Origin of the sequence: Chryseobacterium sp. CY350, assembly GCF_027945075.1 — a bacterium.
Classification (GTDB): domain Bacteria; phylum Bacteroidota; class Bacteroidia; order Flavobacteriales; family Weeksellaceae; genus Chryseobacterium.
Genome location: NZ_CP116034.1, coordinates 2004221 through 2028474, shown reverse-complemented (window position 1 = coordinate 2028474; position 24254 = coordinate 2004221). Strand labels below are relative to the sequence as shown.

Sequence of the window (24254 nt, the reverse complement as noted above, 5' to 3'; positions counted from 1 at the left end):
GTAAGTTATTTTTTGATAAAGAATTGTAAAATCGACCGTTTACGATTTCACGCATAAATTAATGATGGTAAATATAGTAAATTTGTTTGTGCCTATTGTGGATAAGTTCGTTGAAAAAAGAGTGATATTTCTCAATTTTGGACATAGTTTTGTATAGTAAATTAAATGTTTATAATAAATTCCAGCTATAATAAATGAATTTTGACCGTCTGAAAGAAAAGTTAGAAATTCTTGCTGATGCTGCGAAATATGACGTGTCATGTTCATCCAGCGGAGGTTCGAGGAAGAATAAAAAAGGTGCTTTGGGTGACAGTTCTGCAAGCGGAATTTGCCATACCTACACCGAAGATGGCCGATGTGTTTCTTTATTAAAAGTTCTTTTGACAAATCATTGTATTTACGATTGTGCTTACTGTGTTTCCCGTAGTTCAAATGATATTAAAAGAGCTGCATTTACGGTAGAAGAAGTGGTTGATTTAACGATTAATTTTTATCGTAGAAATTATATTGAAGGTTTGTTTTTGAGTTCGGGAATTTTTAAAAATGCCGACACCACGATGGAACGTTTGGTGCGGGTGGCGAAAAAACTTAGGCTTGAAGAAAACTTTAATGGGTATATTCATTTAAAATCGATTCCCGGAGCGAGTGATCTACTGATGCAGGAAGCTGCGCTGTATGCGGATCGATTGTCGATTAATATCGAAATTCCGACAGAAAGCGGTTTGAAGTTGTTAGCTCCAGAGAAAAACCGTGAAGATATGCTCAATCCTATGAAGTATATTCAGAGCGGAATTACTCAATATAAGGAAGAAAAGAAGATTTTCAGAAAAGTTCCGAAGTTTGCTCCGGCTGGTCAATCTACGCAGATGATTGTGGGTGCAACCAATGAAAATGATTTACAAATCATCAAAGTTGCAGATCATTTTTATAAAAATTATAATCTAAAGAGAGTTTATTATTCGGGTTATGTTCCGGTTTTGGAAGATAACAGATTGCCTGCTTTGACGACAGCTGTTCCAATGTTGAGAGAAAACAGATTGTATCAGTCGGATTGGCTGATGCGTTTTTATGGTTTTAAAGCTGATGAAATTTTAGATCCGCTCATGCCGTTTTTGGATTTGGAGGTTGATCCGAAATTAAGTTGGGCATTGCGACATCTTGATCAATTTCCGATTAATTTGCAAAGTGCAGATTATCAAATGATTCTCAGAATCCCAGGAATTGGAGTGAAAACTGCAAAGAAAATTGTTTCCGCGAGACGTTTTCAGGTTTTAACGATCGACCATTTAAAGAAATTGGGCGCAGCAGTAAACCGAGCAAAATATTTTATAGATTTTAATGCTGGAAATATTTTTCTAAGACATTTAACAGATTTAAATTTGAAAAAGCTTTTAATTGGCGGAAGTACTTCTAAATTTCAGGATCAGTTTTCGCAGCAGCTGACACTTTTCTAATGATGAGAATTAAAAAAGCCTTAAGGTACGATGAACAGAAAATTAGAGATATTGAAAAAGCTGTTGCTCAATTCTCTCAACACTTGATGTCAAATTCCAAGTGGGTTCGACTGATAGAAGCAATTGTGGAAAACGCTGATGATTTTAAGAAAATTCAATTCAAGAAAATCCAAAATGTTAGAATTGGAGAGTTATATTTAGATAAAGACAGTATTTTTGAATTTGATTACTGGCAAACTGGATTTGAAGGGAATAATTCTTTCAATGATTGGCTTGAGTATAAAGAAATTGAATATTTGATTTTCCCAAAAATTGTTGATTCTAATAACATCCAAAATTTAGAAAGAATTAAATTGATAATAGAAAACGTTGGTCAGTTTTATCTTCAAATTGATGAAAACGAATTAAAACTGTTTTGTTATAAAGAATAATTTTACAGAGAAATAGCACAATATTTTCACGAATTTCACTAAGAATTCTTACTTGAAAAATCAATTCACTCCAAAAATCCGCCAACTCAAAATGACGACCATACTCTACGACGGAAGTTTCGATGGACTTTTCACCGCAATATTCGAAGTTTTCGAGTATAAGTATAAAGAGGTAGAAATTTTTTCAAGAGAAAGATTTCATCAGGAAAATATCTTTGCAGAAATTCATGAAGTGATCACGCAGGAAGCAAAATCTGAAAGAGTTTTAAATAAATTAGAAGAAAATGTAGGGAAGACGGGCATTCATGAGCTGGTGAAAGTCTTTTTGTCAGAGGAGCCAGATTTAGAACAAATTATTCTGTCTGCAGTGAGGCAATCGGTGCAATATCCGAAAGAAAATATTCTCCAGAATTATGCAGATCAGGATATTCTGAGGATTGCTAAAATTTCAAAATCGGTTAGTCGGGAAAGGCACAGAATGACGGCTTTTGTACGGTTTGAGAAAATGCAGGATGAAGTTTTTTTTGCTAAAATTGATCCGGATTTTAATGTTTTACCTTTGATAAGAACTCATTTTAAAAACCGATATCAGGATCAGAAATGGATGATTTACGATCTGAGAAGAAATTATGGACTTCTTTATGACCTGGAAACCTGTGATTTCTTTTATCCGGAAGAAAAGATCGATTTGAACAAATATCAGCAGAAATTTCATGATGAGGAAAAAAATTATCAGACACTGTGGCAACGGTATTTCTTCAAAACAAATATTGTTGAGCGAAAGAATCTAAAACTGCACATTCAGCATGTTCCGAAAAGATACTGGAAATATTTAATTGAAAAAAACTAATTCACAAGAGCACAATAAAATTTCATAATGTAATTTTTAGGGATTTTAGAGACATTATTTAAAATTGCAGGATAGTAAAGGATGAAAAGTATTGGCAAGATACTGCCGTTATCTGAACTTGTTTTCGTAAATTTGTGTTTGAAATTTTTTATTAGATGAAAGAAAGTGCTGTAAAAAAAATTGCAGTTCTTACGTCGGGAGGTGACTCTCCGGGGATGAACGCAGCATTAAGAGCGGTTGTAAGAACTGCCAATTATTACAATATCGAGTGTTACGGAGTGAGAGAAGGCTATAATGGTCTTATCAATGATGATTTCCTGAAAATGGGACCTCGTTCTGTAAAAAATATAATCAACCAGGGTGGAACTATTCTAAAATCTGCCAGATCCAAAGAATTCAGAACCAAAGAAGGTCGTCAGAAAGCTTATGACAATTGCGTAAAATACGGAATTGACGGTTTGGTATGTATCGGAGGAGACGGAACGTTCACAGGAGCAAAAATTTTCAACGAAGAATTTGGAATCCGAGTAATTGGTGTTCCGGGAACGATTGATAACGATATTTTCGGTACAGATAATACCATCGGCTTCGATACTGCTTTGAATACCGCGATGGATGCCATTGATAAAATTCGTGATACGGCGACTTCTCACAACAGAGTTTTCTTTGTTGAAGTGATGGGCCGTGATGCAGGTTTTATTGCTTTGAACAGCGGTTTGGCAACTGGTGCTTTGGATATTTTGATTCCTGAGAAAAAAGACAGTATGGATGAGCTTTTTGCTAATTTCAGAAATGCTGAAAAAACTGGTAAAGCTTCAAGTATTGTAGTTGTTGCAGAAGGAGAGAAGCTTGCCAATATTTACGAACTGGCTGAGCAAACTAAAGTTGAGTTTCCTGATTATGATATCAGAGTAGCGATTTTAGGGCATATTCAGAGAGGCGGCTCGCCGAGTTGTGCAGACAGAGTTTTAGCAAGCAGACTGGGCTTTGGCGCTGTAACAGGCTTAATGGTAGGAGAGAACAATGTGATGGCAGGAATGAGATCCAACGAAATTGTTTACACACCAATTGAAGACGCCATCAAGAAACATAACGAAATCAATAAAGATCTTCTGTTGATTTCAGAAATTTTAGCAATCTAAATATTATATAATTAATAAATCAAAACAATTATGTCAACAATTAAAGTAGGTATTAACGGGTTTGGTAGAATCGGTCGTCTCGTTTTCAGAGCAATGACTGAAAGAGACAACATCGAAGTCGTTGGTATCAATGACCTTATCAATGCAGAATACATGGCTTACATGTTAAAATATGATTCTGTACACGGTATTTTCCCGGGAGAAGTTTCTGTAGAAGGAAATGATCTTGTGGTAAATGGTAAAAAAATCAGAGTTACTGCAGAAAGAGATCCAAACAACCTGAAATGGAATGAGGTAGGTGCAGATTATATTGTAGAATCTACAGGTTTATTTTTAGATAAAGAAAGTGCTGCTGCTCACATCAACGCTGGTGCAAAAAAAGTAATTCTTTCTGCTCCTTCTAAAGATGATACTCCAATGTTTGTAATGGGTGTAAACCATAAAGAATTGACTGACGATATCAAAATCTTGTCAAATGCTTCTTGTACTACAAACTGTTTAGCTCCTTTGGCTAAAGTAATTCACGATAACTTCGGTATTGTGGAAGGTTTGATGACAACTGTACACGCTACAACAGCAACTCAAAAAACGGTTGACGGTCCTTCAATGAAAGACTGGAGAGGTGGTAGAGCTGCTTTAAATAACATCATTCCTTCTTCTACTGGTGCTGCAAAAGCAGTAGGAAAAGTAATTCCTGCCTTGAACGGAAAATTGACTGGTATGTCTTTCAGAGTACCAACAGTTGACGTTTCTGTAGTAGATTTAACGGTAAGAATTGAAAAAGGTGCTTCTTACGAAGAAATCTGTGCTGTAATCAAAGCTGCTTCTGAAGGTGAATTGAAAGGTATTCTTGGATACACTGAAGACGCTGTGGTTTCTCAGGATTTCATCGGAGATAAGAGAACTTCAATTTTTGATAAAGATGCAGGTATTATGCTTTCTCCAAACTTTGTGAAGCTTGTTTCTTGGTATGATAACGAAATGGGTTATTCTAACAAATTGGTTGATATGCTGATCCACGCTTCTTCTCTTACAAAATAATCTGAATAAGCTTATAAAAATAGAAACCTTCCGATTGGAAGGTTTTTTTATGTTTTAATTAAAATTTTGTCGATTATTGTAACTCCTCTTTTGTCGAATCAGATGTTGAAGTATTGGTAATATTTATACTTGTAGGCGTCAGCAGCGGAATTTGGTCTTCGTCGAGACGACTCTTAATTTTCATAAGTGCCTCACTTTTTATCTGAAGCATATTGGCACCAACGGCAATCCAGAATTTTGCCTGTAAAGTAAAGATTCCCTGTTTTAAGTTAGTGAAAATAACTTCAGAACTTTCAATTTTGTCAATATTGTCTAAATTTTTGATGACTTCTAGAATCCCGGATTGTGCTTTTGTAATGTCTTCATCTGCGGGAATTTCAAAATCTAAGATTATTTTTCGCTGAGGTGAAGCTGTAATGTTTGAGAAGGGAGCATTGAAAATTACCTGATTCGGGATATAAACTTTTTTACCGTCGTCGCTTATTATTTTTGTCGTAAGAAATCCTATTTCTATTACAGTTCCAGAATTGCCTCCGATAATAATGTAGTCTCCAACTTTGAAGGCTTTATCGATCCCAATCAGCATACCGGAAAAAATACTTGAAACCAAATCTTTTAAAGCAACTCCGGCAATCACACCCGCAACTCCCAGACTTCCAATAAATTTCCATAGGAAACCGCTAAAACCCATTATTTCCAAAGCGATAAATGAGCCCATCAAGACAATAATAAAACGGAAAATACCAATAACTGTCAATATTGATCCTTCTCTCTTGCTTTTAGGAAAAAGCTTGTGCATTACTTTTACAGCAACTTTACTCAGATATTTGCTACTAAGAAGAAAAAAGAAAAATACAAGAATTCCTACAATAAGCTTCGGAGTGAGTCGTGCGAAAGCAATATACCAGTTTTGTAAAACTTTGTAAACTGTGTCTACGTAACTCAAACCATATTCCATTAGAAGTTTTTTTTAAATTTTAAAATAATTGTTAAGCAAAAATTTTGCCAGTATCAAAAAGTCTATTAAATTTGTAGACTAATAAAAACAAATAATATGTCGATAAGATTAGGAGATACCGCGCCCAATTTTAAAGCAGATTCTACTGTGGGAAATATAGATTTCTACGAATATTTGGGAGATTCGTGGGGTATTTTATTCTCACATCCTGCAGATTATACTCCGGTGTGCACGACAGAGTTGGGCTACACTTCAAAACTGAAAGCAGATTTTGAACAGAGAAATACTAAAGTTATCGCATTAAGTGTAGATGGAGTAGAAGATCACAAAAACTGGATCAAAGATATCAACGAAACTCAAAATACAGATGTGCAGTTTCCGATCATTGCAGATAAGGATAGAAAGGTTTCTGAATTGTATGATTTTATTCATCCAAATGCTTCTCTTACAGCAACTGTACGCTCTTTGTTAATTATAGATCCTGATAAGAAAGTAAGATTAATCATTACTTATCCTGCGTCTACCGGCAGAAACTTCAACGAAGTTCTAAGAGTTTTAGATTCTTTACAGTTGGTTGATTCGCATAAAATTGCTACTCCGGCAAACTGGAATGACGGTGATGATGTGATCGTTCCGCCTTCTATAACGACTGAAGATGCTAAAAATATTTTTCCCAAAGGCGTCAACGAGATAAAACCCTATCTGCGATATACTCCACAACCCATTAAGTAGGCTTAGATTTTTTATTTATTATATATAGTTTAGTTTTAATTGAAAAAGCGGCTCGGAAAATTTTCCGAGCCGCTTTTGTATATTGTATGAATCTTTAATTATTTCACATCGTTAGCAATTGCTTTTGCTTTAGAAGAAGGTAAATAAATACTGAATCCAACATTGAAACTGATTCTTGAAGTTAACCCTTCATTACCGAAACCTGTTACACCATTGTATTTTACTAAACCTTCAACACCAATGTTTGGAGTGATAAAGTAAGAATAACCAGGACCAACACCGAAGTCTAAACCTGTAGTTGAAATACCGTTTTCAACATTGAATCCTCCTACACCTAAGTTACCTTCTAAGAAGAATCTACCGTGATTAAGTACATTATCAATACCTTTTTCACCTGGTGATACAAAGTAACGTCCTAAAGCTCCCACACCATAATCAAACTGAGTTGATGCACCTGCACCTGGTTTAGAAAATCCTAAGGTAACATAACCTCCTAATGCAACGTTATCTTTGATAAAATATGCTGCTCTTGGCTGAAGTTTAATATCATATCCTGCACCTGTGTTTAATCCAAAGTTGCTAGAAAGTAAGCTACTACCAACCATCCAGTTACCTTCCTGGATTTGTGCATTTGCTGTAGCCGTCAATCCTGCAACAGCTAATATTCCTGTAAAAATTAGCTTTTTCATAATTTATAATTTTAATAAGTTAATGTTAATTATTTTGATATGCAGTTCAATTCAATAAATGTGCCACAAGGTTTCTACCACCATTATGTGGGAATATATCATGTAAAACGGCTAAAGTCTAAATGTTAAAATTTACCTGAAATTATAATGAAGTATTATTTAAATAAAAACTAGAATTACAGAAATAATTAGCCCGGCGATTGCGAATTTAATTCCTCTCTTGAAGGCTTTACTTTTGGTATTAAACATCCAGAAGCTTGAAATTACAAAGAAGAATAAGCAGAAACCGAAAAAGGCATTAAGCGGTGATAACGTGTCTTTGGATTGCGATTTGTGAAGCTTTGTCATTTTATCTAAAACAAAAGGCAATTCTTTCTTCGTATATTTTGCCTGGCCGGTCGCCGCATTATAAGTCCCTTGTTTAAATTTAATGAGATCACCTTCCTTTTTTTCGATTTCAAAATTTTTGATTTTTAGCTCTTTTCCAAGCTCTTTTTCACCAAGATTTACTGCAATTTTTTTGTCGATTTTGTTTTCTTTCTTCAAGAAATCTGTATCTCTGTAAATAAGCAAGACACCGCTTATCGCATAAATCGCCATGATTCCTGCCATAAAAAAGCCCAAATATCGGTGAGTGATTCTCATAAAACTTCTTGTATCCTTAATCTTATCCATAAATTTTTAGTTTGTTTTTAAATCTCAAAAGTGGAGGTTGCAAAAATGCAACTTCCACCTTTATTTGAAAATTTTTTAATGTTATAAAATTCTAAAGTCTGTATGTTAATGTGAAATAGTAATTTCTTGGTGTGATAGGGTTTACGGAATAATTTTCGTGCACATTATAATTAACGACATCAAACAAGTTTCCTACTTTTGCCTGTAATGTGAATTTTCTCCAGTCGTATCCTAAAGATAAGGAAAAGGTAGTGTAATCTTTAAGATCCATCATTCTGCTGACATCTTTTCTGGTGATATTCGTAGATTTAGAATCGTTCCATCCTGCAATTCTGTCGCCAATATAATAAACTCCGATTCCCGCTTTCAGACCAGGAACATAATTGGTGAATTTATAAAATACAGACGCATTTGCAGTAGTTGCGGGTGTTCTTACTAATCTCTGCTTTTCTACATACCCTTTTTCTGGTGTGTCTAAATATACAGAGTTGTTGTAAGAAAAACCTCCGATAATAGAAATGTTTTCAGTAGGATTTCCGGTAATATCTACTTCCACGCCGCGGCTTCTCATTTTTCCTGCAAACTCTTTTAAATTTGTGTCTGGTGTTTGAGGAGCTCCGCTAGGAGACTCAACATAGAAATATGTTTGATAGAAGTTATGATATAAAATCTGATAAAGCGTAACGTTAACCGCTACTGCATTGTGCCAGATATTTTTCTTAACTCCCACTTCGTATTGATCTACGGTGGTAGGTTTTATCCCTTGTTTAGGCAATATTGCTACTCTTCCTTGTACTGTTTGCAAAGATCCTGAGGTATCTAAATTGTTCACCGCATCAGAAGTATACCCTGCATTGGTCGCAAATGAATTGGTATACGTCGCAAATGCTGAAAAATTATCATTTGGCATATAGACGAAGCCAATTTTTGGAGAAAAAGCATTGTCGGATGTCGCCGAATTTAATACTTCAGTTTTTACATTTGTGGTAAAACGAGTAAGTATGCTTGGCATATTTTCGATATACGACCAGCGAAGACCTGCAAGTACTTTAAATTCTTTTGTTAAACTAACAAAATCCTGAACATAAACCCCAACTCGTCTTGCTGTTGTTCTTGTCTTTGTATTTAAATTAGAATCTGGCATTGCTAAACTTCCATTGTCCCAAGAACTTGGGTCATCCAAATATAATATGTTGGTAGGAGCTTGAATTAAATTGTAAGCATTCGCATCAGATTGTCCGTAGTCTGCATCTGCACCTATTAATACCTTATGATTTATTTTTCCTGTATTGAAATCTCCATTCACGTTCACTTGCGCAGAACCATAGTTTTGTTCGTTATAAGTTTTATTTAGCGGTGTATTCCAGGAAAGTCTGTTGGGAAAAATTTTATCGTAAGTCCACTGAACTCTTTCTGTTGAAAAATAATCTTTCGTATAATTTTGATACGATGCAGAAGCATTCAGCGTCCATTTGTCATTGATTTGATGATTAAAAGTTACGTTTGTTGATGCTTGCTGTACATTTTGATATTGCCAGTCGGTTCCGAAAAAAGTATTTCTCGGTAACCAATCAATTAGTTGGTAGCTCTGATCTTTGTTGGTAATCGAACCGATTCCGAAATCCGGAGTAAGATCATTTTTAAGATAATCAGCCTCAATTATTAATTGAGATTTTTCACCTAAATTAAATAAAAATGAGGGGTTGAAATAGTATTTTGTAGATTGTACAACATCTCTGAAACTTTCCGCATATTCATAAGCACCATTGATTCTGAATGCAACGTTCTTAGAAATTGGTCCGTAGATGTCGACCGTCGGTTTGTAAGAATTCCAGCTTCCGGCGTTCATTCCTACACTTCCTCCAAAATTGAATTTAGGTTTTTTGGTAACCAAATTGATGATGCCTCCCGCTGCGGCATTTCCGTAAAGCATTGCAGTTGCACCTTTCAAAACTTCCACTCTTTCAAGACCGCTCACTTCAGGGAAAACCCCACTATTTACTCTGGCTCCGTTTTTATAGATATTATCGTTTCCAAAAATAAAACCGCGACCTCCGAAACTGTCTTGAGAGCCACCTCGCGAAGAAGTCACATACACTCCGTTTACATTTTGCAGAACATCGCTTAGTTGCTTAGCTTGCTGCTGCTCAATAATCTCATGGGTAACAATAGAAATCGCCTGCGGATTTTCCATTACCGTTAGATTAGATTTTGTAGTTGCTGGCTTCGCTGTGTTCGGGTTTCCTGTTTTATGAAGATTCACGTCTTCAATGGTTTGAATTCTAATAGTATCAGATTCAGGATTATATTTCATTTGAGCATTTACAGATGCTGCAATAACAAGAAAACCTAAAGAAATAATGTTTCTATTCATTTTTATTTATTTGGAATGGATTTAAATAGCGCAGCAAAAGTAAGAATTTGCAACTTGTTATTTAGAATTAATAAAAATAAATATGGTGATTTTTATCATATGCTGTACTGTAACTCTTTTGACGCTTATATTTTTTTCTTTTCAATGACATTTATAAATATATTTGTTAAAAAATTACAGCATGCAATTGGTAAAAGTTGGTCTTTGTGCCTTTGGAATGAGTGGAAAAGTTTTTCACGCACCATTTTTAAAAGAACATCCCGGATTTTTTCTTTCGGCGATTGTAGAAAGAAGTAAGGAAGAATCAAAAGAAAAATATCCTGATGCTACAATTTATCTTTCAGTAGAAGAAATGCTCAAAAATGAAGATATTGACGTGGTGGTGGTAAATACACCGGTTCAGACTCATTTTGATTATGCAAAAATGGCTTTAGAAGCGGGGAAAAATGTAATTGTAGAAAAACCATTTACCGTAAATGTTGCAGAAGCCGAAGAATTGGTAAGACTGGCTGAATCTAAAAATCTCTTTCTCAGCGTTTATCAGAACAGAAGGTTTGATCGTGATTATCTTCAGGTACAGAAAGTTATTTCAGAAGGTAAATTAGGGACAATCAAAGAAGTTGAAATCCGTTTTGACAGATTCAGAACTGAGCCAAGTGCAAAAGAGCATAAAGAAAATCCTGCATTAAACGGTTCCGGATCAGTTCACGATTTAGGTTCTCATCTTGTAGATCAGGCGACGCAACTGTTTGGCTTTCCCGAAAAATTGTTTGCTGACATTTTCTCAATGAAAGGAACCGATTTTGCCAATGATTATTTTGAAATTTTACTTTATTATAAAGATGATTTAAGAGTAAGATTGAAGTCTTCTGTTTTTACTAAAGAAGATCATTTCGCTTATAAAATTTTTGGAAGTAAAGGAAGTTTTCTTCAGGAACGAACTGACGATCAGGAAAATGAACTGGTAGCAGGAGCAATTCCCGAATATGGAAAAAACTGGATGCAGCCATTGAAAGAATCTGACGGAATATTGAATGTGCTGAATGAAAATAAAGAAACTGAAAAAATTCTCACATCCAGCGAACCCGGAAATTATATGAATTACTATCAACAAATCTATGAACACATCGTATTCGGATATGCTCTGCCTTCGTTAGGAAATGAAGTTGTTCAGAATATGAAAATCATCGAAGCGGCATTGGAGAGTTCTGATAAAGGAAAAGTTTTAGATTTACATTAAAAATATGAAAAAAAGGAGCTCAAGTTTTACAGTGATCGGTCTTCTTTTTTTAGGAATCGGTCTGACTTTGGTTAATGACAATATGTATCTCAAATATGGTTTTTTGATTTTGGGAACTGCTTTTTTACTGTACAGTATTTCTACGATGATAAAAAAAAGTTAGATATCGAATATCTAACTTTTGTATTTTATTTCAACCGAATATCCAAAATGAATTACTCGAAAAAATCTAGAATTGCTTGGTTAAATTTTTCGGGTATTTTGGAAGGAGCTTCATGATCAGCACCTTTAAAGATCAACATTTTACCGTTTGGAATTTTTTCTGCAATCAGTTTTGTATGTTTTTCAGGCATTACATCACGTTCACCTGCCATTACCAATGTCGGTGCCTGTATTTTCTTTAAAGAATCGGGATTGATATTAGGTTCAGTAAGGAGAAGAATTTTAAGACGATAATTCATGTCATTTTCAGATACTCCGCGTTCCTTCATTTCTTTTACCTGCTCATTCAGTATTTTATTAATCTCAGGAAAAACTGAAGTTTCGTTATTGTAAAGTACGGCTCCCATAATCGCCATTTTTTTTACTTTATCAGGATGTTCCATTCCTAAAATAACTGCAATATTTCCACCGTCACTCCAGCCTAAAATATTAACCTTTTTCAGGTTTATCTTTTCTAAAAAAACATTGATATCATCTGCCATTAGTTCATAGGTCAACTTTTGGTCATCAGAAGAAGACTTTCCCTGGCCACGACTGTCTAAACCAATGACCATGTATTTTTTGCTTAAAACGTCAATTTGCTGATTAAAACTCGCCATTGAAGAGTTGTTTCCGTGAATCAACAAAAGCGGTTCACCTTTACCGTAAACTTCATAATAAAGTTTTACGCCGTTCACATCCGTAAATTTTCCGTTTTCTTTATTATTACCAAAAGTTGGTGTCATTTTGATGTTAGAATTGTCAACGAAAAGAGATTGTTTTCCCGAAAAATATTGATCATTAGCAAGAGATAATCTTGTATCCTTATCAATGTTTTGTGCTTGCCAAGGAGTTAAAGAAGCGTCCTCAAAACCGGCATTTCTTACAGGAATTTCTATTTTATTATTGCCATCCTGTATAAATAATTTAAAATCGTCAACGTGATAACTTCCCGACCCGGCAACAGTAATTCCTACGGCTATGTATTTTGCTTTTTTCTCAATCTTTCCCTGTAGCTGATAAGAGCTCCAATTCCCATTCTTATAATACGCCTGGGCATCATCATTATTAATAGTGTTTTTCATTCCTTTGCCCTTCTCATCAACGAAAAGCGCCGACAAAACAACCCAGGAATCATTCTTGATTTCTCTATTATAAAATATTTTTCCTTCAAGAATAAAATCTTTCCCCCGATATTTTTCAATTTCTACGGGTTGGCAAACCATGAAATATTGCCCGAATGTTTTTGAAAACGAAAGAAGGATAATAAAAATAATGAGTTTTAAATGAAAGTTTCGCATAATGATTTTTTTGAGGTAATAAAACTTCGCATGACAAGCTTAAGTTTATTTCCCAAACATAGGAATACTAATTCAATATCTGATATTTTTATATAATAATTTTAAAACAAAAAGAGCTGTTCAATATACCGAACAGCTCTTTTTTATACTTAAAATTTTGCTTAATCCTGAAGTTCAAGCCATCTCATTTCGTGATTTTCGAGTTTTTCTGAAAGACTTTCAAGCTCAGCAGACAGTTTTACAATTTTTTCATATTCTGTTTCATTATTTAGCTGATCAAGAATAGTTGCTCTTTTTGCTTCAAATTCAGGAATTTCTTTTTCGATTGTTTCAAGCTCGCGTTGTTCTTTGAAAGACAATTTCTTTTTTGGAGCTTGCGGTGTTGAAACAACTAGTTCTACAGGTTTTTCAACGACTTTCTCAACGACAGTTTTCGCTTTTTTATCTTCGTTCTTCTGGTTTCCGTCTTCCAGCTTTTTATTTTCTCTGTACTCTGAGAAGTTTCCTATAAAATCTTTTATTTTTCCTTCTCCTTCAAATGCTAAAATATGGTCAACAATTCTGTCCATAAAATATCTGTCGTGAGAAACAATAATTAAACTTCCCTGGAAATTTAAAAGGAAATTTTCCAAAACCGTCAAAGTCGGAAGGTCAAGATCATTCGTTGGCTCATCAAAAATCAAAAAGTTTGGATTTTGATATAAAATATACATCAAATGCAGTCTTCTTTTTTCTCCACCCGAAAGTTTAGAAATCGGAGAATATTGTGTTTGATCATCAAATAAAAATAATCTCAAAAACTGCGAGGCCGTAATCGTTCGTCCGTTTGCTAACGGGAAGTTTTCTGAAATATCTTTAATAAAATCAATAACTCGTTCCTCTTCTTTATATTTAAGGCCTTTCTGAGAAAAATATCCGAATTTAATTGTTTCTCCGGTTTCAATTTCCCCGGAATCTTTCGGTTCAAAACCTTGAATAATATTCAATAAAGTAGATTTTCCAGCGCCATTTTTACCTACAATTCCTACTTTTTCGCCACGTTGAAAAGAATAACTGAAATCTTTCAGTAATAATTTATCACCATAACTTTTTGAAATGTCTTTAAGCTCCAGAATTTTGTTACCCAATCTTTTCATTTCAAAATCAAGCTCCAGAGATTCCTTTCGGGTATCGGTTTTGGCTACTTTTTCAGTTTCGTAGAAATCATCCTGTCGCGATTTTGATTTTGTCGTTCGCGCTTTCGGCTGTCTTCGCATCCATTCCAATTCTTTTCTGTAAAGATTTTGTGCTTTGTCGATGGTCGAGTTCATGTTGTCTTCACGAATCATCTTATTTTCAAGATAAGTAGCGTAGGAACCATTGTGGAAATATAGATTCTGATCTTCCATTTCCCAGATAATTCCGCACACTGCATCAAGAAAATATCGGTCGTGAGTTACAAGAAGAAGAGTGATTTTTGCTTTATTTAAATAGCTTTCAAGCCATTCTACCATTTCCACATCCAGGTGGTTGGTAGGTTCATCCATTATTAAAAGCGTGTGGCGATGCTCGGCTCTGGTTTCCGTTAAAAGTTTAGCTAAGGCAACACGTTTTATTTGTCCACCGGAAAGCATTCCCATTTTGGCAGTCAGATCAGTGATTTTAAGCTGAGACAGAATCTGGCTCATTTCATTTTCAAGATCCCACGCTTTGTGAATTTCCATTTCGGCCAATGCAGTTTCCATTTCATCCGGATTTCCCGACAGCAATGCATGATGATATTTTTTTAAAGCCAAAATTGGTGCTGAATCCAAAGTCATCATGAATTCTTCAATCGTCAAATCAGATTCAAAATCTATCTCCTGATCAAACAAAACCACCTGAATATCTTTATTAATCACCACGTTTCCGCTGTCGGCTATTTCTTTACCCATCAGAATTTTCAGAAGGGTAGATTTTCCGCTTCCGTTTTTGGCAACAATGGCAATTTTGTCACCTTCATTGATGTTGAAAGAAATTTTTTTAAATAAAGTTTTTATCCCGTAAGATTTTGTAAGATTCTCTGCCGCAACGTAATTCATTAATATCCAAATTTTGTGGTGCAAAAGTACAAAATATTAAAGCTTTTAAATGATAAATATCTGTACGTAATTTTTTTAATGTAAATTTGAAACAATAACCTAAAAACTTTAAATTATGATACAAATCAACTTTTTAGCAATACTATTTGCTGCATTAGTGCCATTACTGACGGGATTTATTTGGTACAGCCCACAAGTTTTCGGAAAAATATGGATGAGAGAAGCTGGGTTGGCTGAAGATAAAATGAAAGGAGCAAATATGGGAGTGATCTTCATTTCATCTGTTGTTTTGTCGGTACTCATCGGAATGTTTTTACAGTTTGTTACGATTCATCAGTTTGGCGCTGTAGGAATGGTTGGTGGAAATCCGGATCTGGCAAAACCTTCATTTACAGCATTTATGCAAGATTACGGAACTGCTTTCAGATCTTTTGGTCATGGTGCTTTACATTCTTTTATGGCAGGAATTTTCTTTGTACTTCCCCTAATATCAATCAATGCGATGTTTGAGAGAAAATCCTGGAAATATGCTCTGATTAATGCTGCTTATTGGACGATCACCATCACCATTATGGGAGGAATTATCTGCGGTTGGTATGCCATGGATGGCTTCAATTGGGTTACTCAAAAATAAAACATTTAAATCTAAATTATAAGGCTACATTTGTGGCCTTTTTTATGTCTTACACTTTCAAAATATACAAATCTTCGTCAGAAATTCCACATAACTGGAACGATGTCATCGGGCAGCATAATATTATGTTGTCTAAAGAATATTTTGAAACTTTAGAAACCTCATGTCCCGAAAATATGAAGTGTTTTTATGTCGGATTTTTCTCAGGTGATGAATTGATCGGCGGTTCTTTATTTCAATATTTAGATTTTTTCCGGCACAAAACTTTTCAGCAGGATGAAGCTTTTTGTAATTTAAAAAATTTTGTGGCGAAAAAGTTTAGTAAAAACGTGATGATTCTCGGGAATAATATGTTGACCGGACAAAACGGATTTTATTTTGATGCTGAGAAAATTACTGTTCCGGATATGATTATGCTTTTAGATGAAGCTGTTCATGAAATGCAAAAAAAGGAAGGTAAAACTTCTTTGATCATTTATAAAGATTATCAGGCCGGTTTTATCAAACATTTTCAAGGTAAAAAGTACCTATCATTCTACAGATTTTCTGTACAGCCGAATATGCTCTTAGATTTAACGGAAAACTGGACGACCTTTCAAGATTATCTGAATGCATTTTCTACAAAATACAGAACCAGAGCCAAATCTGCAAAGAAAAAAATTGCTGGAATTGAAAAATCTGAAATGAATCTTCACGACATTAAATTTCATCAGAAAGAAATGAATCTCTTGTATCAAAATGTAGCTGAAAATGCGCCTTTCAATACTTTTTTTCTCACCGAAAATCACTTTGAAAGCATGAAAGAATCTTTAAAAAAAAATTTCAAAGTTTTTGGATATTATTTAAATGAAAAACTGATCGGTTTTTATACTTTAATCCTCAACAATCAAGATATTGATACCTATTTTCTTGGGTATGACAAGGAGTTGCAAAAAGAAAAACAAATCTACCTAAATATGCTCTTAGATATGGTTGAATTCGGAATCAAGGAAAAATTTAACCGAATTATTTTCGGAAGAACAGCACTCGAAATAAAATCTACGATCGGTGCGCAACCAGTAGAGATTTTTGGATTAATTAAACATAATAATTTACTTATCAATAAATTCATAGGAAGGATTTTTAAATCACTCAATCCAACAGTTGATTGGATTCAGAGAAAGCCCTTTAAGTAATTTTAATGAAGATGCTCACATGGTTGTGATTTTTTAAATGTTATTTAACTAAATCTTCTTTAAATTTAATAAGAAATTAAGATTGTTTTCATCTTCAAATATTGATTTTTGCATCAAACTTTTATTATGAAGAAACTCAACGCTTTAATTCTTTTATTCGCTGCTTTTTTGCTTCATGCTCAGGTAATTTCCGGAACTGTTTTGTCCAGGGAAGAAAATATACCGATTGCTTACGTAAAGATCGGTGTTGAAAAAGAAAATGTGGGAATCATCAGTGATGAAAAAGGAGAGTTTGCTATTGATCTTTCTAAAATCAATCCTGCTGCTAAAGTCAGAATCGATGTTGCGGGGTACGAAAGCTATACAGAAACTGTTCAGCATTTCGTAAAACAAAATGACAGGAAAGTTTTTTTAAAAGAGAAATTCAAAAATATTCAGGAAGTAAAAATTGCCCCTAAAAAACTGGTTGATAAAAATTGGGGTGTGAATACGAAAACGAAAAGTGTGATGTATTCTGTAAAACCAGAGTTAAGCAAAGATGATTTTTTAGGTGAAACCGCTTTGGAATTTAAGGCTACTAAGAAATCAAAGATCATAAATATTCATCTGAATATTGCAAGCATCACTGCAGACCGACCGATCATTATGCGTTACACCATTTATAGTGAGAAAAATGGTTTGCCGGGAGAGAGTATTTTGGATGAGGAAATAACGGTGGAACTAACCAAGGATAAAATTATAGATGATACCTTTACTTTAGATGTCAATGAAAAAAATATTTGGGTGCAGGGCAAGTTTTTTGTCGGAATTCAGTTTTTAAAAGAGTTTGAGGGAAGATTGAATATCAGTGCTGCGCTTTTCAGAACAGGTTATCTGAGAAAATTTTATGGCGATTGGAAAAAAATGACCATCGCTGCGCCTGCAATCAACATTGATGTGAAAGTAGATAAAAATGGGAAAAATGAAATTCAGGAAGAATATGATAATGACAGCGGTCTGTCAAATCTCTTCTATGATGTAAGCAAATATCAAATGGAAGCTGAACAATCAATTTACGGTAAAAATGCATCTGCCGGAAAAACATTAAAACTAAAAGATGCAGATATATATTACGAAAGTTACGGTGAAGGAGAGCCTATGCTTTTGATCCACGGAAACTCAGGCAGCATCAGAGATTTTTATCAGCAAATTCCCGAACTTTCAAAGTATTTTAAAGTGATTGTTGTTGACACGAGAGCGCAAGGAAAAAGTACTGATAAAACAGAAAATGATTTCAATTATAAAATTTTCGCAGATGATATGAAAGCTTTAATTGATGGTTTGGGCTTAAAAAAAGTAAATATCGTAGGCTGGAGCGATGGTGGAAATACCGGACTTGAGTTTGCGCTGAAATATCCTAAAAATTTAAATAAATTAATTACCATTGGAGCCAATGCTTCTGCTGACGGAGTAGATGAAGAGTTGATAAGTAAGTTTAAATTGAGCCTCAAAGCCATGCAGTATGAAAATAAACCGGAAAAGTTCAACGAAAGAAGACTGCTTAAACTGATGTTGAAAGAACCGAATATTTCCAATAAAAATTTAAATAAAATTCAATCTGAAGTTTTGGTGATTGCCGGAGAAAAAGATGTTATCAAGCCTGAACATTCTGAATTATTGTCTAAGCAAATTCCCAATGCAAAGCTAAAAATTTACAAAGACGCTACACACATGATTCCGTTTGAAAATGCGGATCAGCTGAATAAAGATATCGTTGAATTTTTAAATAAATAATTTAATCTAAAGTCAAACCTTTCAACGACCAGACTCCACCATTATAAACATCCAAGTCAACTTTTGTGTTGATCCCATGAACGATTCCGTTTTCACTGAATTGCCAGAAATCCCATTGATCATCTGGTGATGGAGTAGGAACGTCATTGTAATTGGCCAGCCAAAGTGGGTAATCATCAAATTCGCCTTTTAGAAAGTCCTTGTAATAATGGTAATAAGTGTAAATAATAGGTTTTTCGCCGTAGGTTTCTTCTATAATTTTGCACCAGATTTTAAGATCTTCTATCAGTTTTTTGTTTGATTTTCTTCTCGGAATTTTTTCAATATCCAAAATTGGCGGAAGGTCTCCACTTTGCAGTTTTACATTCTCCAGAAAATTATTTGCCTGAATGATAGGATCTTCATCAGCTCTGTAAAAATGATATGCACCACGAATCAATTTGTGTTTTTGCGCCTGTTGCCAAAATTCGCTAAAATGCTTATCTGCACTTCTATTTCCCATCGTTGCACGCATTACGACAAATTCCAAGGAAATAGTTTTGTTTCCAATGCTCAGACTATCCCAGCTGATATCTTCTCTATTTTGATAATGGGAAATATCAAAACCATAGGTTTTATCAAGATTATTACTGAGGATTTTCTGGATCCTTAAAGTTTCTTTTTCGTTGTTATGAAGCTTTTTATGAGAAAATTTATTAAAGTATAAAGCATAATAGTAACTTATTGATTGCTTTAAATATAAACCTGTTCCGATAAGTGCAATAATCAATATTACAAAAAGCATTTTGCGGCGGAAAAAATAATTTTTTCGTCGTGTTTTATGGATTTTTTTGGCAGTTTTTTTCGTGTACTTTTTAGCAGTCATAAAGTTTTGCAAAACTAACTTTTTGCGCCTGAAAATGCTAAATAATTTCAGTAAATTTGTTTATATGGAAACACGCGAAAAGATCATCATTATCGGAGGCGGTTTTGCGGGGCTGCAGCTTGCGAAGACACTAAATAATAAAAACAAAAAAGTAATTGTTTTAGACAAAGTAAACCATCACATGTTTCAGCCATTGTTTTATCAGGTTGCATGCGGTAGGATAGAACCCTCCAATATTTCTTTTCCTTTCAGGAAAATTTTTCAGAACTCCAGAAACACACAGTTTCGTCTAACGGAAGTTAAAGAAATTGTTCCTTCCCAAAATAAAGTCATCACGGATGAAGCGGAATTTACTTACGATAAATTGATCATCGCTACAGGCTGTAAAACCAATTTTTTTGGAAATAAAGATCTTGAAAGTAAAGCTTTCGGGATGAAAAATACTCAGGAAGCCATCGGGATCAGAAATCATGTTCTGATGACTTTTGAAAAACTGATACTTGAAAAAAGCCGCAGCGATGATGGTAACTGGAATATTGTGATCGTTGGAAGCGGACCGACCGGAGTAGAATTAGCCGGAGCCTTTTCGGAAATGAAAAAAGAAATTCTGCCGAGAGATTATCCGTACATGAATTTTAATAATCTCAAAATCATCCTGGTAAGTTCCACAGAAAAACCTTTGGCGGTGATGAGCGCTGAAGCTCAGGAAAAATCTGAGCAGTATCTGAAAGAGCTTGGCGTTAATTTTATGAGCGGGGAAGTGGTTACAGATTATGATGGTGATAAAGTTCATCTTAAAAGCGGTAAAATGATACCGTCTAATAATGTCATCTGGGCAGCCGGTGTTGTAGGAAATGTAGTTGACGGTTTCCCTTCTGAAAAGCTGATGAGAAACAGATACATTGTAGACCGGTTTAATAAAATAAAAGGGTACGACAATATTTATGCGGTAGGTGACATCGCTTATATGGAAACACCAAAATATCCTCAAGGTCATCCTCAGGTTGCGAATGTAGCGATCAACCAGGCAAAGAATTTAGGAAGAAATTTTTTAACAAAGAACGCTTCAGAGTGGAGTGAATACGAATATAAAGATCAGGGTTCGCTCGCAACAATCGGGAAGCACAGAGCCGTTGTAGATTTACCTTTTATAAAATTTCAGGGATTTTTAGCATGGTATTTTTGGATGTTTTTACATTTAATGCTTATTTTGAGCGTTCGAAATAAACTGGCGATATTTTTTAACTGGATGTGGAGCTATTTCAATAAAGATTCATCTCTGCGACTGATTATTTCGCCCAATAAGAAAAATAGTACGGAACAATGAGAATTGATATAATAAGTGTGCTGCCGGAATTGATGGAAAGTCCGTTCAGAACTTCTATTCTGAAAAGAGCAGTAGATAAAGGTTTGGTAGAAGTACACTTTCATCAGCTGAGAAACTGGTCGGTTAACAAACACAGACAGATTGATGATGAACCTTACGGCGGCGGCGCAGGAATGGTAATGATGATTGAGCCGATAGATAAATGTATATCTGAATTAAAATCGCAAAGAGAATATGATGAAGTAATTTATTTAACGCCCGACGGAATTACACTTAATCAAAAAATAGCAAACACACTTTCAATAAAAAATAATCTGATCTTCCTTTGTGGTCATTATAAAGGTATTGATCAGAGATTGAGAGATCTGCATATTACAAAAGAAATTTCTATAGGCGATTATGTACTTACTGGAGGAGAATTGGCAGCCTGCGTTTTGGCAGATTCTGTTATTCGATTGCTTCCCGGAGTTCTAAATGATGAGCAAAGTGCTTTAACAGACAGTTTTCAGGATGACCTGTTGTCACCACCAATTTATACAAGGCCGGAATCTTACAAAGGTTTAGAAGTTCCTAAAATTCTTTTAAGCGGAAATTCTGGTAAAATCGAAGAATGGAGACATGATGAGGCATTAAGAATTACTCAGGAAAAACGTCCTGATCTTTTAAAATAATCAACCAAATCCTCAAGAAATTAAATATGTAATCGTTTCCAATTACAGTATTGTTGATTATTTCAGAAATATTTATCGTGATTTTGTTGAATATATTTTGAAATTAATTAAAATTTTGATTAGAATAATTTCACAAGCTTACGATTATGGTAAATTTTATGCCATTTATGTGAAAATTTAATTATGAAAAGTAGTGTGGTACTGAAAAAAAGAATAAATTTACATGCTGAAAATAAAATTTCAGACTTGTCAATAGAAAATTTGTAGATGGAATTGTTTGCTTTTTATAATGTAGAAAATCTATTTTTGCCGGATCCTCCTCCCAATCATAGGCTAGATCCCACCAAATCGGGACTTAGAAATTGGGACGAAAGAAAATACCGAGATAAGCTTCATAAAATATCTCACGTTTTCCAGCTGATGAAAGAAGAAACAGGTATTTTGCCGTGTATGATCGGCCTTTCGGAGATCTCAGGAAGAAAAGTCTTGGAAGATCTCGTAGAAATGAGCCCGTTTAATTCGCAATATGGTATTGTACATTACAACTCTATGGACGAGAGAAAGGTAGATGTTGCTTTGCTCTATGACAAATCTAAAATTGAGATCATCGATTCTGAAGCCATCACTTTCTTTTTTGAAATTGTAGATAAAAATCCTGAAAACTATGACACTACAAGAGATGTTTTGTTTTCAAAAGTAAAATATAAAGATGATATCATTAATGTTTTCGTAGCTCATTTGCCATCAAAACGTGAAAAAGATATTAATCAGCCCAAAAGAAATTATATTCTGAGCGAGATCAGAAACAGAATTCTTCAGATCGTGAATGTAGAAAAAGAAAATGTAATTCTGTGTGGGGATTTTAATGAAAATCCGGATGATGAAAATTTAGTGAATATTCTTTTTGATAATACGCACGAGAAAGTGTTGCAGAATCCTTTCCAGGAGTTGTACTCACAAAAGAATTACTCTGCTTTTCATTACAAATCTGGTCTGCTGTTTGATCAGATTCTTTTATCACAGTCTTTTTTTGAAAACGATCGTGCTTTATCTTTTTACGACGCAAGAATATTTAAGCCGGAAAAGCTTAGGAGCCGTAATAAAATGTTTAATGACAGACCCTTCAGAACCTATGCAGGAACCCGATATTTGGGTGGTTACAGCGATCATTTTCCTGTTTATGTAGTATTAAAGAAATAAATGACAATATAAAAGTAATAATCTAAGATGAAAAACTCAACAAGTACAAGCTATCATTTAGACCCGTTAGATAAAGAGATTATCTACATGCTGATGGATAATACCAAAAGTTCGTTAGCCTACATTTCAAAACAGGTGGGGATCTCTACCACGGCGGTGCACCAGAGAATTAAAAAACTGGAGCATGCAGGTGTAATAGAAAATTCTATTTCATTTCTGAATCCAAAAAAAATAGGGTACAAAGTAGTTTCGTACATCGGAATGTTTCTGGATCAGCCAAGCCATTACAATGAAGTAATAAAAGCTTTGAAGGAGATTAATGAGGTGGTAGAAGCACATTACACAACAGGTAATTATACAATTTTCCTTAAAGTCCTTTGTAAAGACAATGATCATTTAATGGAAATTCTTAATAAACTTCAGAAAATGAAAGGTGTTACAAGAACGGAAACTTTCATCTCATTGGAGCAAGGTATTAACAGACAGTTGAAAGTTTAATCTCTACTATGAATATTGCCCAATATCTAGATTCCACATATTTAAAAACGCCATTGCAGGCCAATTTATCAGAGGAAGAAACATTCGCTAAGGTTATAGATCTTGTAAAAGTTGCCATTGATAACGGTATTTTTGCTGTGATGATACGTCCGGATTATGTTTCCGCTGTCAGAAATTTTATTAAGCAAAATAATTCAGATGTGGTGTTGGGAACAGTGATTGGCTTCCACGAAGGCACATATTCTGTTACTGAAAAATTTACAGAAGCACTGAAAGCTATCGAAGACGGTGCAGACGAGTTAGACTTCGTGATCAATTATTCTGCATATCTGAAAGGAGATCTAGATATTGTAAAAGATGAATTTTTGCAATGCACAAAACTGTGTATCAATCATCACAAAGTTGCGAAATGGATTATTGAGATCGCAGCTCTTACGGATGAGCAAATTGCAGACTTAACTAAAAAAATTTCCTGTTGGGCAGAGGAAAATTTTTCTCAAAATGATTGGTCTAAAATTTTTGTGAAATCTTCCACAGGTTTTTACGAAACTAAAGATGGAAAACCAAACGGAGCAACATTTGAAGGTATTAAATTGATGCTCGACAATGCCGGAAAACTTCCCGTAAAAGCTGCTGGCGGAGTAAGAACTCCCGAAGATGCCGAAAAAATGATTAATCTCGGTGTTAAACGGATAGGAACTTCCTCAGCGTTAGCTTTAATTAAAGATGAATCTTCTACGGAAGGATATTAAATTTACAAAACCCATCAAGTGCTGATGGGTTTGTTATTTGTATATTTTCCCGCTGTAATAATTAAACCTTCCAGTTTTTAAAAAAGCTGGAAGGTTTTTTTAAATATTGTGCTAATGACGAAAGCTTAGATAAGATGGTGCCGTAAAACAAAAATGAAAAATTTAATGGTAAATAAAAATAATTTAGTAATTTTATTCTAAATTTTTAAAT

At 34.5% G+C, this 24254-nt stretch carries 23 protein-coding genes; 16 read left to right on the top strand and 7 right to left on the bottom strand.

The window, feature by feature from the left end; all coding sequences use genetic code 11:
• Positions 1 to 194 precede the first annotated feature (194 nt).
• The 5 genes from PGH12_RS09320 to gap all read left to right on the top strand — a co-directional run bounded on the left by PGH12_RS09320 (position 195) and on the right by gap (position 4918).
• Positions 195 to 1454: a putative DNA modification/repair radical SAM protein gene (locus tag PGH12_RS09320; protein WP_267599621.1), complete on the top strand. Its 1260-nt coding sequence runs from the start codon at positions 195 to 197 to the stop codon at positions 1452 to 1454.
• On the top strand, positions 1454 to 1885 hold the full coding sequence (locus tag PGH12_RS09315; RefSeq protein WP_267599622.1) for a hypothetical protein: 432 nt from the start codon (positions 1454 to 1456) through the stop codon (positions 1883 to 1885). The genes PGH12_RS09320 and PGH12_RS09315 overlap by 1 nt, the downstream gene beginning before the upstream one ends.
• Positions 1886 to 1976: 91 nt before the next feature.
• Positions 1977 to 2735, top strand: coding sequence for a TIGR03915 family putative DNA repair protein (locus PGH12_RS09310; protein WP_267599623.1), 759 nt, complete (start codon positions 1977 to 1979; stop codon positions 2733 to 2735).
• A gap of 155 nt (positions 2736 to 2890) precedes the next feature.
• Positions 2891 to 3877: a 6-phosphofructokinase gene (gene pfkA, locus PGH12_RS09305; protein ID WP_267599624.1), complete on the top strand. Its 987-nt coding sequence runs from the start codon at positions 2891 to 2893 to the stop codon at positions 3875 to 3877.
• 30 nt (positions 3878 to 3907) lie between these two features.
• The gene (gene gap / locus PGH12_RS09300; RefSeq protein WP_267599625.1) at positions 3908 to 4918 is read left to right on the top strand and encodes a type I glyceraldehyde-3-phosphate dehydrogenase; all 1011 of its coding nucleotides are present in this window, start codon (positions 3908 to 3910) and stop codon (positions 4916 to 4918) included.
• A gap of 73 nt (positions 4919 to 4991) precedes the next feature.
• Here the strand turns inward: gap and PGH12_RS09295 are convergent, their stop codons facing one another.
• Entirely contained in the window at positions 4992 to 5876 is an 885-nt protein-coding gene (locus PGH12_RS09295) for a mechanosensitive ion channel family protein (RefSeq protein WP_267599626.1), read from the bottom strand.
• A 96-nt stretch (positions 5877 to 5972) separates the two neighbouring features.
• Between PGH12_RS09295 and PGH12_RS09290 the strand changes: the two genes are divergently transcribed.
• Entirely contained in the window at positions 5973 to 6608 is a 636-nt protein-coding gene (locus tag PGH12_RS09290; protein WP_267599627.1) for a peroxiredoxin, read from the top strand.
• 98 nt (positions 6609 to 6706) lie between these two features.
• Here the strand turns inward: PGH12_RS09290 and PGH12_RS09285 are convergent, their stop codons facing one another.
• From PGH12_RS09285 to PGH12_RS09275, 3 genes are all read right to left on the bottom strand, one after another.
• Positions 6707 to 7297, bottom strand: a complete 591-nt coding sequence (locus PGH12_RS09285) for a hypothetical protein (protein WP_267599628.1) — start codon at positions 7295 to 7297, stop codon at positions 6707 to 6709.
• A 159-nt stretch (positions 7298 to 7456) separates the two neighbouring features.
• The gene (locus tag PGH12_RS09280; protein ID WP_267599629.1) at positions 7457 to 7972 is read right to left on the bottom strand and encodes a hypothetical protein; all 516 of its coding nucleotides are present in this window, start codon (positions 7970 to 7972) and stop codon (positions 7457 to 7459) included.
• Positions 7973 to 8063: 91 nt separating this feature from the next.
• Entirely contained in the window at positions 8064 to 10346 is a 2283-nt protein-coding gene (locus tag PGH12_RS09275) for a TonB-dependent siderophore receptor (RefSeq protein ID WP_267599630.1), read from the bottom strand.
• Positions 10347 to 10527: 181 nt separating this feature from the next.
• Between PGH12_RS09275 and PGH12_RS09270 the strand changes: the two genes are divergently transcribed.
• Both PGH12_RS09270 and PGH12_RS09265 read left to right on the top strand, forming a co-directional pair.
• The gene (locus PGH12_RS09270) at positions 10528 to 11586 is read left to right on the top strand and encodes a Gfo/Idh/MocA family oxidoreductase (RefSeq protein WP_267599631.1); all 1059 of its coding nucleotides are present in this window, start codon (positions 10528 to 10530) and stop codon (positions 11584 to 11586) included.
• Positions 11587 to 11590: 4 nt separating this feature from the next.
• Positions 11591 to 11749 carry a hypothetical protein gene (locus PGH12_RS09265; RefSeq protein WP_267599632.1) on the top strand — a complete coding sequence of 53 codons (159 nt, stop codon included), beginning with the start codon at positions 11591 to 11593 and terminating at the stop codon, positions 11747 to 11749.
• Positions 11750 to 11801: 52 nt separating this feature from the next.
• Here PGH12_RS09265 and PGH12_RS09260 read toward each other — a convergent pair whose 3' ends face one another.
• Positions 11802 to 13088, bottom strand: a complete 1287-nt coding sequence (locus PGH12_RS09260; RefSeq protein WP_267599633.1) for an alpha/beta fold hydrolase — start codon at positions 13086 to 13088, stop codon at positions 11802 to 11804.
• Between the two features lie 161 nt (positions 13089 to 13249).
• Positions 13250 to 15148 carry an ABC-F family ATP-binding cassette domain-containing protein gene (locus PGH12_RS09255; protein ID WP_267599634.1) on the bottom strand — a complete coding sequence of 633 codons (1899 nt, stop codon included), beginning with the start codon at positions 15146 to 15148 and terminating at the stop codon, positions 13250 to 13252.
• A gap of 115 nt (positions 15149 to 15263) precedes the next feature.
• Between PGH12_RS09255 and PGH12_RS09250 the strand changes: the two genes are divergently transcribed.
• The 3 genes from PGH12_RS09250 (at position 15264) to PGH12_RS09240 (ending at position 18730) form a co-directional block, all read left to right on the top strand.
• Entirely contained in the window at positions 15264 to 15782 is a 519-nt protein-coding gene (locus PGH12_RS09250; protein WP_324290989.1) for a DUF1761 domain-containing protein, read from the top strand.
• Between the two features lie 44 nt (positions 15783 to 15826).
• Positions 15827 to 16957: an 8-amino-7-oxononanoate synthase gene (locus PGH12_RS09245; protein ID WP_267599635.1), complete on the top strand. Its 1131-nt coding sequence runs from the start codon at positions 15827 to 15829 to the stop codon at positions 16955 to 16957.
• Between the two features lie 126 nt (positions 16958 to 17083).
• Positions 17084 to 18730 (top strand): alpha/beta fold hydrolase, encoded by a 1647-nt coding sequence (locus PGH12_RS09240; RefSeq protein WP_267599636.1) that lies wholly within the window; start codon positions 17084 to 17086, stop codon positions 18728 to 18730.
• Between the two features lies 1 nt (position 18731).
• Here PGH12_RS09240 and PGH12_RS09235 read toward each other — a convergent pair whose 3' ends face one another.
• The gene (locus PGH12_RS09235; RefSeq protein WP_267599637.1) at positions 18732 to 19595 is read right to left on the bottom strand and encodes a glycoside hydrolase family 25 protein; all 864 of its coding nucleotides are present in this window, start codon (positions 19593 to 19595) and stop codon (positions 18732 to 18734) included.
• Between the two features lie 64 nt (positions 19596 to 19659).
• Between PGH12_RS09235 and PGH12_RS09230 the strand changes: the two genes are divergently transcribed.
• The 5 genes from PGH12_RS09230 (at position 19660) to deoC (ending at position 24043) form a co-directional block, all read left to right on the top strand.
• Positions 19660 to 20922: an NAD(P)/FAD-dependent oxidoreductase gene (locus PGH12_RS09230; RefSeq protein ID WP_267599638.1), complete on the top strand. Its 1263-nt coding sequence runs from the start codon at positions 19660 to 19662 to the stop codon at positions 20920 to 20922.
• A complete protein-coding gene (trmD, locus tag PGH12_RS09225; protein WP_267599639.1) occupies positions 20919 to 21593 on the top strand; it encodes a tRNA (guanosine(37)-N1)-methyltransferase TrmD in 675 nt (224 codons plus the stop codon). Before PGH12_RS09230 ends, trmD begins: the two co-directional genes overlap by 4 nt.
• Before the next feature lie 267 nt (positions 21594 to 21860).
• A complete protein-coding gene (locus tag PGH12_RS09220) occupies positions 21861 to 22793 on the top strand; it encodes an endonuclease/exonuclease/phosphatase family protein (protein ID WP_267599640.1) in 933 nt (310 codons plus the stop codon).
• A 27-nt stretch (positions 22794 to 22820) separates the two neighbouring features.
• The gene (locus PGH12_RS09215) at positions 22821 to 23291 is read left to right on the top strand and encodes an Lrp/AsnC ligand binding domain-containing protein (RefSeq protein ID WP_267599641.1); all 471 of its coding nucleotides are present in this window, start codon (positions 22821 to 22823) and stop codon (positions 23289 to 23291) included.
• A gap of 8 nt (positions 23292 to 23299) precedes the next feature.
• The gene (gene deoC / locus PGH12_RS09210) at positions 23300 to 24043 is read left to right on the top strand and encodes a deoxyribose-phosphate aldolase (protein WP_267599642.1); all 744 of its coding nucleotides are present in this window, start codon (positions 23300 to 23302) and stop codon (positions 24041 to 24043) included.
• Positions 24044 to 24254 lie beyond the last annotated feature (211 nt).

Excerpts from the sequence above, each read along its gene's own strand:
- PGH12_RS09315 (WP_267599622.1), top strand. The coding sequence starts at position 1,454 with ATGATGAGAATTAAAAAAGCCTTAAGGTACGATGAACAGAAAATTAGA.
- PGH12_RS09275 (WP_267599630.1), bottom strand. The coding sequence starts at position 10,346 with ATGAATAGAAACATTATTTCTTTAGGTTTTCTTGTTATTGCAGCATCT.
- PGH12_RS09245 (WP_267599635.1), top strand. The coding sequence starts at position 15,827 with ATGTCTTACACTTTCAAAATATACAAATCTTCGTCAGAAATTCCACAT.
- PGH12_RS09260 (WP_267599633.1), bottom strand. The coding sequence starts at position 13,088 with ATGCGAAACTTTCATTTAAAACTCATTATTTTTATTATCCTTCTTTCG.
- PGH12_RS09230 (WP_267599638.1), top strand. The coding sequence starts at position 19,660 with ATGGAAACACGCGAAAAGATCATCATTATCGGAGGCGGTTTTGCGGGG.
- PGH12_RS09310 (WP_267599623.1), top strand. The coding sequence starts at position 1,977 with ATGACGACCATACTCTACGACGGAAGTTTCGATGGACTTTTCACCGCA.
- PGH12_RS09295 (WP_267599626.1), bottom strand. The coding sequence starts at position 5,876 with ATGGAATATGGTTTGAGTTACGTAGACACAGTTTACAAAGTTTTACAA.
- PGH12_RS09240 (WP_267599636.1), top strand. The coding sequence starts at position 17,084 with ATGAAGAAACTCAACGCTTTAATTCTTTTATTCGCTGCTTTTTTGCTT.
- PGH12_RS09220 (WP_267599640.1), top strand. The coding sequence starts at position 21,861 with ATGGAATTGTTTGCTTTTTATAATGTAGAAAATCTATTTTTGCCGGAT.
- PGH12_RS09285 (WP_267599628.1), bottom strand. The coding sequence starts at position 7,297 with ATGAAAAAGCTAATTTTTACAGGAATATTAGCTGTTGCAGGATTGACG.
- gap (WP_267599625.1), top strand. The coding sequence starts at position 3,908 with ATGTCAACAATTAAAGTAGGTATTAACGGGTTTGGTAGAATCGGTCGT.
- trmD (WP_267599639.1), top strand. The coding sequence starts at position 20,919 with ATGAGAATTGATATAATAAGTGTGCTGCCGGAATTGATGGAAAGTCCG.
- PGH12_RS09255 (WP_267599634.1), bottom strand. The coding sequence starts at position 15,148 with ATGAATTACGTTGCGGCAGAGAATCTTACAAAATCTTACGGGATAAAA.
- PGH12_RS09270 (WP_267599631.1), top strand. The coding sequence starts at position 10,528 with ATGCAATTGGTAAAAGTTGGTCTTTGTGCCTTTGGAATGAGTGGAAAA.
- PGH12_RS09250 (WP_324290989.1), top strand. The coding sequence starts at position 15,264 with ATGATACAAATCAACTTTTTAGCAATACTATTTGCTGCATTAGTGCCA.
- PGH12_RS09290 (WP_267599627.1), top strand. The coding sequence starts at position 5,973 with ATGTCGATAAGATTAGGAGATACCGCGCCCAATTTTAAAGCAGATTCT.
- PGH12_RS09265 (WP_267599632.1), top strand. The coding sequence starts at position 11,591 with ATGAAAAAAAGGAGCTCAAGTTTTACAGTGATCGGTCTTCTTTTTTTA.
- deoC (WP_267599642.1), top strand. The coding sequence starts at position 23,300 with ATGAATATTGCCCAATATCTAGATTCCACATATTTAAAAACGCCATTG.
- pfkA (WP_267599624.1), top strand. The coding sequence starts at position 2,891 with ATGAAAGAAAGTGCTGTAAAAAAAATTGCAGTTCTTACGTCGGGAGGT.
- PGH12_RS09215 (WP_267599641.1), top strand. The coding sequence starts at position 22,821 with ATGAAAAACTCAACAAGTACAAGCTATCATTTAGACCCGTTAGATAAA.
- PGH12_RS09320 (WP_267599621.1), top strand. The coding sequence starts at position 195 with ATGAATTTTGACCGTCTGAAAGAAAAGTTAGAAATTCTTGCTGATGCT.
- PGH12_RS09235 (WP_267599637.1), bottom strand. The coding sequence starts at position 19,595 with ATGACTGCTAAAAAGTACACGAAAAAAACTGCCAAAAAAATCCATAAA.
- PGH12_RS09280 (WP_267599629.1), bottom strand. The coding sequence starts at position 7,972 with ATGGATAAGATTAAGGATACAAGAAGTTTTATGAGAATCACTCACCGA.